The sequence below is a fragment of the Aequorivita vitellina genome, assembly GCF_022008365.1.
In the GTDB taxonomy this organism is placed as follows: domain Bacteria; phylum Bacteroidota; class Bacteroidia; order Flavobacteriales; family Flavobacteriaceae; genus Aequorivita; species Aequorivita vitellina.
Genome location: NZ_JAIRBA010000037.1, coordinates 13,313 through 28,111, shown reverse-complemented (window position 1 = coordinate 28,111; position 14,799 = coordinate 13,313). Strand labels below are relative to the sequence as shown.

12 protein-coding genes and 2 pseudogenes are annotated in these 14,799 nt (G+C 36.4%); 9 read left to right on the top strand and 5 right to left on the bottom strand.

Annotated features, from left to right (window positions below; translation table 11 throughout):
• Window positions 1-344 precede the first annotated feature (344 nt).
• The gene (gene tnpA, locus K8089_RS14585; RefSeq protein ID WP_237604034.1) at window positions 345-806 is read left to right on the top strand and encodes an IS200/IS605 family transposase; all 462 of its coding nucleotides are present in this window, start codon (window positions 345-347) and stop codon (window positions 804-806) included.
• Between the two features lie 965 nt (window positions 807-1,771).
• The gene (locus tag K8089_RS14580; RefSeq protein WP_237604033.1) at window positions 1,772-2,326 is read left to right on the top strand and encodes a hypothetical protein; all 555 of its coding nucleotides are present in this window, start codon (window positions 1,772-1,774) and stop codon (window positions 2,324-2,326) included.
• An 89-nt stretch (window positions 2,327-2,415) separates the two neighbouring features.
• Here K8089_RS14580 and K8089_RS14575 read toward each other — a convergent pair whose 3' ends face one another.
• Together K8089_RS14575 and K8089_RS14570 are read right to left on the bottom strand one after the other, a co-directional pair.
• Complete coding sequence (locus K8089_RS14575; protein ID WP_237604032.1) at window positions 2,416-4,296, bottom strand: vWA domain-containing protein; 1,881 nt, start codon at window positions 4,294-4,296, stop codon at window positions 2,416-2,418.
• A 119-nt stretch (window positions 4,297-4,415) separates the two neighbouring features.
• Window positions 4,416-5,177, bottom strand: a complete 762-nt coding sequence (locus K8089_RS14570; RefSeq protein ID WP_237604031.1) for a lipopolysaccharide kinase InaA family protein — start codon at window positions 5,175-5,177, stop codon at window positions 4,416-4,418.
• A 48-nt stretch (window positions 5,178-5,225) separates the two neighbouring features.
• Between K8089_RS14570 and K8089_RS14565 the strand changes: the two genes are divergently transcribed.
• Window positions 5,226-6,308, top strand: a complete 1,083-nt coding sequence (locus K8089_RS14565; protein ID WP_237604030.1) for a glycosyltransferase family 9 protein — start codon at window positions 5,226-5,228, stop codon at window positions 6,306-6,308.
• A 4-nt stretch (window positions 6,309-6,312) separates the two neighbouring features.
• Here the strand turns inward: K8089_RS14565 and K8089_RS14560 are convergent.
• The 3 genes and pseudogenes from K8089_RS14560 to K8089_RS14550 form a co-directional block, all read right to left on the bottom strand.
• Window positions 6,313-7,128 (bottom strand): annotated as a pseudogene (locus tag K8089_RS14560) (glycosyltransferase family 2 protein); the annotation flags it as partial.
• 33 nt (window positions 7,129-7,161) lie between these two features.
• Window positions 7,162-7,980: pseudogene (locus K8089_RS14555) on the bottom strand (glycosyltransferase family 2 protein); the annotation flags it as partial.
• Window positions 7,981-7,997: 17 nt separating this feature from the next.
• Complete coding sequence (locus tag K8089_RS14550; RefSeq protein WP_237604029.1) at window positions 7,998-8,957, bottom strand: class I SAM-dependent methyltransferase; 960 nt, start codon at window positions 8,955-8,957, stop codon at window positions 7,998-8,000.
• 55 nt (window positions 8,958-9,012) lie between these two features.
• Here K8089_RS14550 and K8089_RS14545 point away from each other — a divergent pair, with 55 nt between their 5' ends.
• From K8089_RS14545 to K8089_RS14520, 6 genes are all read left to right on the top strand, one after another.
• Window positions 9,013-9,765 (top strand): glycosyltransferase family 2 protein, encoded by a 753-nt coding sequence (locus K8089_RS14545; RefSeq protein WP_237604028.1) that lies wholly within the window; start codon window positions 9,013-9,015, stop codon window positions 9,763-9,765.
• A gap of 42 nt (window positions 9,766-9,807) precedes the next feature.
• Window positions 9,808-10,569 (top strand): glycosyltransferase family 2 protein, encoded by a 762-nt coding sequence (locus tag K8089_RS14540; RefSeq protein WP_237604027.1) that lies wholly within the window; start codon window positions 9,808-9,810, stop codon window positions 10,567-10,569.
• A 14-nt stretch (window positions 10,570-10,583) separates the two neighbouring features.
• Window positions 10,584-11,648: a glycosyltransferase family 4 protein gene (locus K8089_RS14535; RefSeq protein ID WP_237604026.1), complete on the top strand. Its 1,065-nt coding sequence runs from the start codon at window positions 10,584-10,586 to the stop codon at window positions 11,646-11,648.
• 108 nt (window positions 11,649-11,756) lie between these two features.
• Complete coding sequence (locus tag K8089_RS14530) at window positions 11,757-12,674, top strand: glycosyltransferase family 2 protein (RefSeq protein WP_237604025.1); 918 nt, start codon at window positions 11,757-11,759, stop codon at window positions 12,672-12,674.
• Window positions 12,658-13,218 carry an L-threonylcarbamoyladenylate synthase gene (locus K8089_RS14525; RefSeq protein WP_237604024.1) on the top strand — a complete coding sequence of 187 codons (561 nt, stop codon included), beginning with the start codon at window positions 12,658-12,660 and terminating at the stop codon, window positions 13,216-13,218. Before K8089_RS14530 ends, K8089_RS14525 begins: the two co-directional genes overlap by 17 nt.
• A gap of 69 nt (window positions 13,219-13,287) precedes the next feature.
• Window positions 13,288-14,706: a CCA tRNA nucleotidyltransferase gene (locus K8089_RS14520; RefSeq protein WP_237604023.1), complete on the top strand. Its 1,419-nt coding sequence runs from the start codon at window positions 13,288-13,290 to the stop codon at window positions 14,704-14,706.
• Window positions 14,707-14,799: the final 93 nt, after the last annotated feature.

The window sequence follows — 14,799 nt, the reverse complement described above, 5'->3', positions numbered from 1 at the left end:
CAAAATATCGGTAACAACGAGAGCGCAGATTTCGAATATGTCCCGTGAGGGACGGCATACTGGTAGCAACGAAAACATAAAGTTAAACATGTCCCCTTAGGGACAAAATATCGATAACAAATGAAAGCACCAATGCGAAAAATGTCCCATTAGGGACAAAATATCGGTAACAAATGAAAGTACCAATGCGAAAAATGTCCCGTTAGGGACAAAATATCGGTAAAATAAATACGTACTTTCGATTATGTTCCGTTAGGAACAACACATCGGTAGAACTAATGTTATCAATTGAAAAACGTCCCGTCAGGGACATCATATCGGTAACATAAAAAAAACAACAAACAATGGCAAACACATACACACAAATTCACATCCAAACGGTTTTTGCTGTGGAAGACAGACAAAGCCTGATTAATCCAAATTGGAAAGATGAATTATACAAGTACATTACCGGCATAATCCAAAATTACAACCACAAGGTTTTACAAATTAACGGAATGCCTGATCATATTCATATATTGCTAGGAATGCGCCCCACGCAATCAATCTCTGAATTGATGAAACAAATAAAACAAGATTCATCCAAATGGATTAATACAAGAAGGTTAGTACGAGGAAAATTTTCTTGGCAATCTGGTTATGGAGCATTTTCGTATTCAAAGTCGCAGGTCCATGGGGTTATTCAATACATTGTTAATCAAGAAGAACATCATAAAACTAAATCCTTCGTCGAAGAATATGTGGAATTATTAAAAGAATCTGGAGTAGATTATGATGAACGATATATTTTAAAACCAGTAATTTAAACTATGCTGTACCTAACGGCACAGAATTGTGAACGTAACACCTTTGGCTACCTAGATTTCGTCCCTAACGGGACTTAAGATTTGTAAATTCATATATGTTTCATTAGAAAGAATATATCGTTAACAACAATAACATTGAAATTCAAATATGTTCCATTAGAAAGAATATATCGGTAGCATCAAATATGTCTCGTTAGGGACTAAATATCGGTAACATCAATAAAATAAGCTCAGAATATGTCCCGTTAGGACTAAATATCGGTAACAACGAGAGCGCAGATTTCGAATATGTCCCGTCAGGGACGGCATATCGGTAACAATAAAAACACCAAATTCAAAAATGTCCTGCTTGAGACAACATTTCGGTAGAAATATGCTGTACCTAACGGCACAGAATTGTGAACGTAACACCTTTGGCTACCTAGATTTCGTCCCTAATGGGACTTAAGATTTATAAATTCAAATATGTTCCATTAGAAAGAATATATCGGTAGCATCAAATATGTCCCGTTAGGGACTAAATATCGGTAACATCAATAAAATAAGCTCAGAATATGTCCCGTTAGGGACTAAATATCGGTAACAACGAGAGCGCAGATTTCGAATATGTCCCGTGAGAGACGGCATATCGGTAACAAAAAAATAACAAATTCCGCATGTGTTCTACTAGCGACAACATATCGGTAAAATCAAAACATAAATTCTCATTATGTTCCGTTAGGAACAACACATCGGTAGAAACAATGTTATCATTTGAAGAATGTCCGTCAGGGACGTCATATTGGTAACAACAAACACAGAAATTCAAATTTGTCACAATAGGGACAACATATTGATAACCACAAATGGATTTAACTAGATACCTTCTATAAAAACCAAAGGTATAAACTCCATACAGATTAGAAATTAACCCATATCTTGCCAAAAAATCTGTCAAAATTAATTTTGAAATAAAACCCCTTAAAATGAAACAACTCTTTCTCTTTCTATTAATAGCTCCATATTTTGTAATCGCACAAAACCCTCCGGACTCACTAAAATTTTGGGATAGTATAAAAAGTCATTGCGGTAAGGCTTATGAAGGTACAATTACCGCCGGCGGCAAAGAAGGTGACGGTTTTGTAGGTGAAAAACTTGTAATGCACGTGCGTAATTGTGAAGATAGAACCATCCGGATTCCCTTTTTTGTTGGGGAAGATAAATCTAGAACTTGGGTGCTTTCTTTACAGGAAGACAATCGCATTCTGCTAAAACACGACCATAGACATAAAGATGGTTCCGAAGAAGAGGTTACCCAATACGGTGGATTGAGCACTAATACTGGGTTACCCAACATCCAGTTTTTTCCTGCAGATGAGCATACTAGTAATTTAATTCCATTGGCTTCAACAAATGTGTGGTGGTTTACAATAGATGAAACATCACTAACTTACAATCTACGTCGCATTGGTAGCGACAGACTTTTCACAGTGAAATTCGATTTAACAGCAGAAATAGCAACCCCCGAGGCCCCGTGGTAATTAGGTGATAAACATATTAAACAAAGAAAGAGCGCTTTCGCGCCCTTTCCATCAAAAAACCAAACCACCTCTCAAATTTAGGGTTTAGATTATTTGCTACTTTTTACCAAGCGAATAAACTCTGCTCGATACCCATCCTTATCGATTCCCTTTCCTGCTTCAGCCAAAGCAATTACATCTTCTTTTTTCTTAGTATTTATAAATTTAGATTTGCGTAATTGCATCCCGAAAAGCGCCACCGCTGCCGAAAATTTTAAATCTTCTGTAGCATTTGCTATAGAACTGTTCTCGTCTTTTACTGTTTTTACGATCAATTTACTTACATCGCCATCAGGTTCTTTGTAACGAAATTTTACCGTCAGCATTTCATCGGTATATTGTCCTGTAATTTGCTTTGTGTATTTTAAATTATCGATGTCTTTTAAATACTTGCTTTTAATTCCAACAGGTATTATTTCGTATAAAGCTGTTACCGTGTGGCCGCTACCTAATTCGCCCGCATCTTTGGTATCATCTTTAAAATCTTCGTCGTTCAACAAACGGTTTTCGTAACCAATTAAACGGTAAGCCTGTACTTTTGCAGGGTTAAATTCCACTTGAATTTTCACATCTTTTGCAATTGTGTAAAGCGTTCCAAAAAACTCGGTTCCCAAAACTTTTTGCGCCTCCTGCATTGTATCGATATAGGCGTGATTTCCGTTGCCTTTATTGGCTAAAATTTCAAGCTTGCTGTCTTTATAATTCCCCATCCCAAAACCTAAACAAGTTAAAAACACACCGCTTTTGCGTTTTTCTTCAATTAAGTTTTCCATGGAGCGGTCGCTGGAATTGCCAACATTAAAATCGCCATCGGTTGCCAGAATTACTCGGTTATTTCCTTCTTTGCTGAAATTTTCTGATGCAATTTTATAGGCCAATTCAATCCCTGCACCACCAGCAGTAGAACCTCCAGCGCTTAAATTATCAATAGCTTGACGAATAGTTGCTTTCTCTGCGCCCGAAGTTGGTGGTAGCACCAATCCTGCTGCACCAGCGTAAACCACAATTGCAACTTTATCTTTTTCGCGTAATTTGTCCACCAAAACATTCAATGCAGCTTTTAGCAAAGGCAATTTGTTTGGCGCATTCATCGAGCCCGAAACATCTAATAAAAAAACTAGGTTTGAAGGCGGCACATTTTCCAAGGAAATATCTTTTCCTTTTAAACCTATTCGTACCAGTTTTGCATCTTCGTTCCACGGCGAATTAACCACATCTGCGGTTATGGAAAAAGGGTCATCGCCTTTGGGCTGTGGATAGTTATAGGCAAAATAGTTTACCATTTCTTCAATCTTTACAGCGTCTTCCGGCACTTTCTGCCCATTGTTAAGCATTCTACGAACGTTACTATAACCAGCTTTATCTACATCAATTGAAAACGTTGAAAGAGGCGCAGTGCCAACACTTTTAAAGATGTTTTCTTCAATGCGACCGTAGGATTCGTTTTCGGAAACGTGATTAGTATTATTAACCACACCCCTTGAGCCATATAAACTAGATGCCCCTCGAATAATCACTTTCTGCTCTGCCTTTTGCCTTTTTGAAGCTACGTAAGAGTTATTTCTTCGAACGCCATAACCCTTCGCATTTCTTATGGCATCATTGCTAACGGAATATGCCGTAACAACAACTTCATTTAAACTGGCGCTTGGCAGCAATGAAACATTAATAATGGTATCAGCCCCAACACGCACTTCCCTATTTTCAAAACCTACGTACGAATAGACCAATGTCTGCCCAACCTGCGTTTCTATTGTATAGCGGCCATTAAAATCTGTTTGGGTGCCGGAGCTAGTTCCCCTAATTATAACGTTTGCGCCGGGTAAGGCAAGTCCGCTGTCATCTGTTACCGTTCCTTTAATTGAAACGGTTTGTGCGCTTAATTGGAACCCCAATAATGCTACTGCTAAAAATGTGAAAAGTGTTTTCATAATATGGTTTTTTGAGTTTAACTTGAAGTAAAACTACCATACTAGTACTGCCAAAAAAATATAGAATGAGGGAAGTAGCCCTATGAATGAGGGAACGAACTTTTTACAGTAGAATAATTCTATAAAAAGTTTTTTCGTCTGCGTTTTCGAAGCTTTTTGCTATTCTTCGCCTTTTGAAAAGATCTGCTGTATTTTAGCATCATTGCGTGGGTTTCTTCAAAAGATTTGCCATAACATTTGGCGTATTCTTCCGCCATAATTTTAATCATGGTTTTTGAAAGCCACAATCTTCTAAAGTTGTGCATGCGATTTTCAAAGGTCATATCTTCAAAACGCATTCGGTTTAAATCTATGAGATAAAAATCGTATGTATTATCGCCATTGTCTATAATTAGTGTATTTCCCGGAGAATGATCTAAAAAATTAACCCCGTTTTCGTGAAGCCTAAAAGTGAATTGGGTAAACTGTTTTAAAATTTCTGTACGGTTTTTAAATTTAGGCTTGTGAATAAGCACGCGGAAATCGAAATCGTAATTTACGTGTGCACTTACATAAAAACTTTCTTTTAGTCCTGCGTCAAAACTTTCAAAATACGCCACGGGAAAAGGTGTTTTTATTCCGAAGTCAATTAGTTTTAACGCATATTCATAAGAGCGTTTTGCTTTACTTTTGCGGATAAACTGATACACAAATGACTGGATGGCATTCGGCGTTTTAAATTTTTTAATATTCAGCGAAAAACCATCAATTTCTACCCTTTTAATTACATTGCGCTCTCCCTTTGTTACATATTCTCCAATTTCAGAAAAACGGGTAAGCGCATCGTGTAGCTTTGTAGCTATTTGCGAATATTCGGGATGAATTATAAAATTCTCTTGCATTCTATAAAAGATAAAACCAAAAAAAGGTATTTTGCGAAGGTAATCTATATGAAGAAAATACTGCTAATACAAAACAAAAGAATTGGCGACGTGCTTTTAAGCTCGGTAATTGCCAATAATATTAAAAAAGTTTTTCCTAACAGCGAGCTTACTTTTTTTGCTTACGACTACACTACCGGCGTATTGGAAAACAACCCGAATATTGACCGAATTATTCCCGTAAAAGAAAAAAAGCTCAAGAAAATCCCCAATCTTTTTAAGACTATTTTACAAATGAGACGGGAAAAATTCGATATCATTTTTGATCCATATGCCAAATTCCAAAGTAGGATGATTTGCTTGGGAAGCGGTGCCAAATACAGGATTGGTTTTAAAAGAGAACATAAAAAGTTAAAACTTCCGTTTTATACGCATCCCGTAAATTTTAAAAAGAAAGCAACCCTACCCTGCGGCCGTGGAATTGAAGACCGGATAAATTTAATTCAATCGGTTTTCCCCCTTGAAAATGTAGATTATGAACCGAAAATTTTCTTGACCGAAGAAGAAAAGAATGCTACGAAACTTAGTAAAATAAACCGTCCGGTGCTTATGCTAGGAGTTTTGGGCAGCACTCCACAAAAAAGTATGCCCTATGAATATATTGCCCAAGTTGTAGATTATATTACGCAGAATTACGAAGTAACCGTATTATTTAATTATGCGCCACATCAAAAAGAGGAAGCATTAAAAATTTACGAAATATGTTCTTCCAAAGAACAAATCAACCTCGATATTTACGCAGATTCTATCCGTGATTTTGCCGTTTTAATGAACCAATGTAAACTATTAGTAAGTAATGAAGGCGGTAGTGTACACATAGCCAAAGCTCTTGAAAAACCTACTTTTACAATCTATTCGCCTTATATCGATAAAGATGCTTGGAATAGTTTTGAAGACGGAAAACTTCATCAATCCATTCATCTTTTGGAAGAAGAACCCAATTTATTTAAAAGTTTTACGCCCGAAGAGCGAAAAAAAATTGAAGCCAATCCCCAATCGCTTTATTTAAAACTTACGCCAGAAATGATTATTTCAAAATTGAAACCATTTTTGCAGCATCATTTAGCAGCGAATGTAAAAACTACTTCCTAAAAAATTATTGAGCAACATCGTTTTGAAGCATACGTTTTTTAATTCCGTATTCCGTCCATACGCGTTTTTCTTTTTTGGTGACGCGTCTAATGGCTTTGTTTTTAACAAACATTTCCTTTTTCACGTAACCGCGTTCGTGGTCTAAATGCAGGGTTACGGTACTATAACGAATTTGCAACGGTTTAATTCCGTAGTTCATTAAACGCTCGCCCATTTCGCGATCTTCGCCACCGTATTGCATACGTTCGTCAAAACCATTTACAGCCAAAACGTCTTTTCGCCAACCCGAAGCATTATTGCCATCCCAAGTTGCACTGGTGGGGGTAAATGTGTTTAAAATATCTTCTTTTAGTCCGTACGAAGTGAGTTTATTGATTTTAAACGTTTTCTTCAACCCGTGTTTTAGAAGCCATTTTGCATTAAAACAGCGTTGAGTTTCAATATCTTCTTTTGTAATTTGTTTTGAAATTTTCATCGACAACTTAAAATATCCTGCCGAAAGAAAACAACCCGGACGACTTAATCCCAAATGGGTAGAAACCAAATCGTTACGTGGAATACAATCGCCATCGGTAAAAATTAAATAATCGCCTTTGGCTTCCTTTATCGCTTTATTGAGAATTTTGGTTTTTTGAAACCCGTGATCTTCCTGCCACACGTGTTTAATTCGCAAAAAGGAATTTTCAATAAACAAATCTATTAATTGCTTGGTTTCTTCCGTAGAACCGTCGTCGGCAATAATAATTTCAAAATTCTTTTCTAATTGCTGTTCAAAACCCCACAGGGCTTTTTTAAGCCATTCAGGCTGATTGTAAGTACTTACAATTACCGAAACAAAAGGCGCATTATTGCCTTCTTTTACAATTCCGAAGGAAGTCCATTTTTTATTTTGGTCTCGTGTTTGTTCCCGAATCGCCAAGTTTTTATTTATAGAATCTTGATTTTTATAACCGCGTGGATGGTCCAAATGCAACACCACCGCATTGTAACGAATCTGCTTACTTTTAAGTCCGTAATTGGTTAATCGCTCTCCGAGTTCTCTGTCTTGACCGCCGTATTGCATGCGCTCGTCGAGACCGTTTACTGCAACAATATCTTTTTTCCAACCCGATGCATTATGACCATTCCAACTCGCATTTGTTGGTGTAAATCTATTTAGCAGAAAAGCTTTTAACGGCCCAGCGTAAAGCTTGTTGTTTTTAAAAGAATTTGGAAGACCGTGTTTTTTCAACCACGAAAGATCAAAACACTTTTCTGAATAAATATCCTCCTTGGTAATTTCTTTTGAAATATCCATTGGAAGCATAAAATAGCCACCCGAAAGAAAATATCCTTCCTCCCGAAATTTAACGTGCTGCTCCACAAAATCTTTCCGCGGAATACAGTCGCCATCGCTCATAATTATATATTCGGTGCTACATTGAAGGATAGCTTTATTGAGAATTTCAGATTTTTGAAACCCTTTGTCTTCGTGCCAAACGTGAATGATAGAATAAAAAACTTCTGTCTCCATTCGCTTTAACAACTTTCGTGTTTCGTCGTTGGAGCCGTCGTCTGCAATTACAACTTCAAACTGTCTGTAGGTTTGATTGTTATAGCCGTAAAGCACTTTTTCTAACCATTCGCGGGAGTTGTAGGTGCTTATAATTACTGAAGTATCAATTGCAGTCATAGGGGGCAAAGATAAAATTATTTCTTGCGTAAATAAAATACAGCTTGGTCTCCGCGCTCCGCTTTATTGAGGCTATTAGCTTTTTGTTCGTATTTAAAGTTTTGAACTTTTCGTTTCAGTGATTTTTTAAATCCTTTAAATTTTGGCGCAGAAAGCGGAATGTCTTTTTTGTACTTTTCGCTGCCGCTAAATTGAAAATGTGTAGAATCATATTCAACTTTATACAACTCAAAATTAGTTTTATCTGCAAGGATTTGCATACTTTTTTGCGAATGTAAAAAGAAGTGTCGCGGCGCATCCAATTGTACCCAATCTACCCCGTAATGTTCCCAAGCAAAAGAGGAAACAGTAGGAATTCGAATGATACAAACACCCCCGGGCGCCAATAACGCATTCACTTTTTCTAAATTTTCAAATGGATCTGGCAAATGCTCAAAAGCGTGATGGTAGGTTATCACATCAAAAGTAGCTTCAATTTCATAAATGCTACTTTTCATTATTGTAAGTCCGTTTTTATAGGTAATGGTTTCTTTTAAAAATGGATCGCAACCCATCACATTTTTAAAGCCAACTTCGGCCAATGGGTATAAAAAATTTCTTCCATTTCCGCAGCCTACATCCAGCAGACGCGTTTCTTTGGTAATTTGTAAATCTTTAAAAATGCCGTATTCTTTTTTTCCTAAAACCTTTCCAAGAGTAGATTTGTAAACCTTTCCACCCAAAGCGGCAGCTTCGTATTGCTTCTTTTTAATAGCGCCTTTAAACCCCTTAAATTTCTTGCCGTCGTAGCTATTAAAGCTGTAATAATTACCCGGATAATATTTCGCTAAATCTTCGGGAAATTCAGAAATCTGCAAACAGCCACAATTTGAACATTGAAAATATTCAAATGTTTCACGCAAACCGTACATCATTTCTCTTGCGTTATATGTTCTATTTTCTTTGCTATTATTACAAATTCGGCAGGTATGGGTCATAAACTGAAAGTTGCTTTCAGCCTCAAAGATAAAGTTATTTACTAATTTTGCGCTAATGGCGAAACTATCTGTAATTATTCCAACTTTTAATGAAGAGGCATATCTTGAAGACGCCTTATTTTCAGTTCGTTTTGCCGACGAAATAATCGTAATCGATTCCTTCAGCACAGATAATACGCCTCTCATTGCACAGAAATATGCCACAAAATTTTTACAACGAGAATTTGATAATTTTTCAAATCAGAAGAATTTTGCACTTAAAGAAGCTACTGGCGACTGGATTTTATTTGTAGATGCCGATGAGCGGGTTACCCATTCGCTCGAAATTGAAATTAAAGAAGTTCTTCAAAACCCCAAACACGGAGGCTACAAAATAAATTTTCCACACTTCTATATGAATCGGTTTTTATACCATCACAGCGATGATGTGCTACGGTTGGTACAGCGAGAAGGTGCAAAGTTTTCCGGTTCGGTTCACGAAAAACTGATTTGCCAAGGCAGCGTTGGGAAACTCAAAAATAAAATGCTGCACTTTACCTATAAAGGTTTGGAAAACTACATTAAAAAAAAGGAATCGTACGCGTGGTTTCAGGCGCAGCAACTATACAGAAAAGGAAAAAAAGCGACGTGGTTCCACTTGCTTTTTAAACCTACCTATCGGTTTTTTCGATCTTTTATTTTAAAAGGCGGATTTCGCGACGGTGTGCCAGGAATGACCGTTGCTGCTGTAAATGCATACGGCGTTTTTGAAAGATATGTAAAATTAAGATTGCTGTGGAAAGGGCTTGAAGAAAATAAAAAATACTAATTTCCAAAATCATTACTTTTACCACAAGTAACAACCATTTTTTTGAAGAATCCCGTAAAAATAACTGGCATTGCCATCACCTTAAACGAAGCGCATAATATAGACAATTATATTAACAGTCTTTGGTTTGTAGATGAAATTGTTATTGTAGATTCATTTAGCAGTGATAACACAGTTGCTTTGGCTAAAAAGCACGAAAAAGTTACAGTTTACCAACGTAGTTTTGATAATTTTTCGGCTCAAAAAAACTTTGCTATTTCAAAAGCTACAAACGATTGGGTTACTTTTTTTGATTTAGACGAAGAAGTCACTCCTCAACTTGCCAACGAGCTAATTGAAAAGTTTAAATATCCATCGGCAATTGCCTATTTTGTAAAACGCGACTTTTATTTTATGGGGAAACGCATAAAATACAGCGGATTGCAAAACGATTTTATAATTCGATTTTTTAATAAAAATCATTGTAAGTACAACGCAAATTTGGTTCATGAAACCTTGGAAGCCAACGGCAAAACCGAAAGACTAAAAAACAGTTTACCACACCACACTTACAAATCTTTCGACGATTATACCGGAAAAATGCATCAATACAGCGCCTTACAAGCAAAGATGCTTTACAAAAAAGGAAAAAAGCCCAACTACTACCATTTTTTATTCCGTCCGATTTATCGCTTTTGGAACCAGTTTATTTTTAGACTGGGAATTTTAGATGGAAAAGAAGGCTTTATTCTCGCTTATGTAAGCGCATTTTCGGTGTTTAAACGCTATGTAAATTTATGGTTGTTATACAGAAAAATAGACTAATTTAAATCGGAAATTTGAAACAAGTATTTTTAGAATCGCATAATTTAAAAAACCGTTTTTCGGGTTTCGGGCAGTTTAATTATCACTTAATAAAAGCGATGGCCCACTTTCCGCAAGATGAATTTGAAATAGTATTAAATGCGAAAAATACTTCAGCACTTAAAGAAGAATTTGGCGATACTTTTAAATACAGAAAATACAGTTCGCTCACCCGCCACAAACCCTTCCGAATAAAGAAAAAGTATAATCTTTGGCATTGTTTAAATCAAAATATTAAAATAGAACCATTTTTTAATATTCCCTATTTGCTAACGGTTCACGACGTGCATTTTGTAAAAGAAAATTCTGTTGAAATGCAGGAAAAGCTAAAAAAGCAGTTTAAAGAAAAGCTACAAAGGAGCAGTGCAATTACCTATATTTCAGAATTTGCAAAACAAGATACCCACGCCCACTTTAAGGTGCCCGATGTGCCCGAGTACGTAATTTACAACGGAAATACGATTACAGACATCACCGTACCCGAAGATTTTAAACCTTCCATCCTTCCGCCCAAGCAATACCTTTTTTCAATTGGCGATTTCAGCGAGCGAAAAAACTTTATGAGTCTTGTAGAAATGTTACGTTTTTTACCAGAATACAATTTGGTGTTGGCAGGAAATAACACCTCCAGCTACGCCCAAAAATTAACGGCTTTGGTATCGCAATACGGCTTTAAAAATAGGGTATTTCAGACCGGAAAAATAGCCGATTTAGAAAAACAATACTACCTTAAAAACTGCGATGCCTTTGTTTTTCCTTCGCATCGAGAAGGCTTCGGCATTCCGCCTATTGAAGCGATGCGCTTTGGGAAACCTGTATTTCTTTCAAATAACACTTCACTGCCCGAAATTGGTGGCGAACACAGTTTTTATTGGAATAATTACAATCCCGAATACATGGCAAGCCAGTTAAAAAGTGGAATGGAAAAATTCAATAATAATAAAGCATTTTACCAAAATTGGTACACAGACCGCGCCAATAGTTTTAACTGGAAAAACACCGCCGAAAAATATCTTGAAGTGTATAAAAGTTTAATATAGCGACCTAATTTTAAGTCATTAAATATTTAAAGCTTTCACTTAACTGCCGTTGGGAGTAATTGTATCTTTGTGCCAATTATTTAAAAACCTGATACTAAAATTCAAATAATGGATGTTGCCGTAATTGTTATAAATTATAACTCTTCAAAATATACTTTGGAGTGTATAAATACGGTAATTGAAAAGACTTCGGAAAATATTAGTTATGAAATGATTGTTGTTGACAATAATTCGACTCTTTCAGAATATAAAATTTTAAAAGATAATTTTCCAAAACACAAACATGTTTCATTACACAGAAGCGTGATAAACACAGGCTTTGGCGGCGGTAATATGTACGGAGCTCAATTTGCAAATGCCGATTATCTCCTCTTTTTAAACAACGACGCCATGTTGCTTAATAATTGTTTAGATATTTTATTGAATTTTATGAAATCCCACCCCAAAGTTGGGGTTTGTACGGCTCAAAATTTTGATGAAAACCACAAGTTTGTTCCTTCTTTTGACCATAATAAAGGGATGAGAAGACTGCTTTTGGGGCGTGGATTTTTAGAAAAAAACAATCCAAAATTGTACCCCAAACGCAAATTTGAATATTCTCAACCGCTACAAGTTAATTGGGTTAATGGAGCATTTTTATTCTTTGATAGCAAGGCGTTTGCCAAGGTGGGCGGATTTGACACAAATATATTTTTGTATTGGGAAGAGATGGATATTTGCCACCGCTTAAAGCAAGCGGGCTATGAAACCTGGTTGGTTCCACAAGCCCAAATTTTGCACCATCAAGGCGTTAGTACAGGCGTTTCAAAAGCAATTGCTAAGGAGAGTTATATTTCGTATTTATATGTGCTTCGGAAAAATTTCGGGTTTGCAAAATATGTATTTATTAGAATGTATTTAGCAGTTGTGTTAAGTTTAAAACCGAAAAAATGGTACTTGCTACCTATTATTTTAAAAAGCAATAACCAAACCCAATCATTGAAATTAAAACAAAAAATTACCTTTTTAGATGAAAACCGAAATTGAAAACTGTTTGACCGTTTTAAAAAAAGGAGGCCTTATCCTCTACCCCACCGATACCGTTTGGGGAATAGGTTGCGACGCCACCAATGCCGAAGCTGTAGAGAAGATATTTCAGCTTAAAAAACGCAACGATAAAAAGTCGTTAATATGTTTGGTGAGCGATTTTAAAATGCTGAATGAATATATAGAAGACGTACCCGAAGTGGCGTACGATATTTTAAAATATGCTAGCAAACCTACCACGATAATTTACGACGACCCCATTCGGGTAGCAGAAAACCTAATAGCCGAAGACAATTCACTTGCTATACGGGTTCCGAAGGATGATTTCTGTAAAACATTAATTAAAAAACTACGCAAACCTTTGGTTTCAACTTCGGCAAATGTAAGTGGTGAAAAAACACCCCAAAGTTTTAAGGAAATAGACCCTGCAATTTTGGAAGGCGTAGACTATGTTGTAAATTTGCATCGCGAAAAAAAATCTGGGAAACCATCGGCTATAATTAAGCTGAAGAATGATGGATCAGTAAAAGTAATTCGGAAATAAAATTGACATAAGACAAAGACAAAAGACGTAAGAATTACCTTGCGGCTTTACCCTTTGCGAGAGAAAGAAATGGTAAATCCATCCTACATATCTGCAGTAAAAAATCCAATTTTTAGAACCATATCACAAGCTTCCAAAAATTTAAATTTGGAAAGTTATGTTATTGGTGGTTTTGTACGCGATTTCTTATTAAAACGCGGCGAAGCCAAAGACATAGATATAGTTACCGTTGGCAGCGGAATTGAACTTGCGCAAGAAGTGGCAAAACTGCTTCCGGGTAAGCCAAAGGTTTCAATATTTAAAACCTACGGTACGGCTATGCTAAAAAGTGGCGGTATTGAATTAGAATTTGTGGGAGCCCGTAAAGAATCATATTCCGAAGAAAGTAGAAATCCTGCTGTTGAAAATGGCACGTTGGACGACGATCAAAATAGAAGGGATTTTACTATTAATGCTTTGGCAATAAGTTTAAGTGACGATACTTACGGCCAATTGCTCGATCCATTTAACGGACTTGCCGATCTCGACAAAAAAATTATTCGCACCCCCCTCGACCCCGATGTTACCTACAGTGACGACCCTTTGCGGATGCTTCGCGCTATTCGTTTTGCAACTCAATTAGACTTTAAAATAGATAACGCTTCATTAGATTCAATTACGCGAAATGCCAAACGAATTAAAATTATTTCAAAAGAACGCGTGGTTGACGAGCTTCATAAAATTTTACTTGCCGATGTACCTTCAAAAGGATTCACACTTTTACATAAAACTGGCTTGCTAAAATTTATTTTACCCGAATTGGTTGCCCTACAAGGAATTGATGAAAAAGAGGGACAAACACACAAGGACAATTTTTGGCATACACTTGAAGTAGTTGATAATATTTCAAAAGCCACAGACGATTTGTGGTTAAGATGGGCGGCACTATTGCACGATATTGGAAAAGCCCCCACCAAGAAATTTGATAAAAAACAAGGTTGGACCTTCCACACTCACGAATTCGTGGGCGCCAAAATGGTGTACAAATTATTTAAAAGATTGAAAATGCCTTTGAACGATAAAATGAAATTTGTTCAAAAAATGGTTTTGATGAGTTCGCGTCCAATCGTTTTGGCAAGCGATGTTACCGATAGTGCTGTAAGACGATTAATTTTTGATGCAGGTGAACATGTAGATGATTTAATGACGCTTTGTGAGGCAGATATTACAACTAAAAATCCAAAGAAATTTAAGAGATATCACGCCAATTTTAAATTGGTGCGCGAAAAAATAGTAGAAGTTGAAGAACGCGATCAAGTGCGAAATTTTCAACCACCAGTTTCGGGGGAAGAAATTATGAAAACCTTTAATCTAAAACCATCACGCGAGATAGGAATTATAAAAGATGCCATTAAAGAAGCAATTCTTGAAGGCGAAATTCCAAATGATTATGAAGCAGCAAAAGAATTTATGTTGAAAAAAGGAAAAGAAATAGGTTTAAAACCTTAATCACATTGTGGACTTTGTGAACTCCTTTATGGACTTTGTGGACTTTGTGGTTAAAAATTCCGAAGGAAGAATGATAAAGGAGAATATAACGCT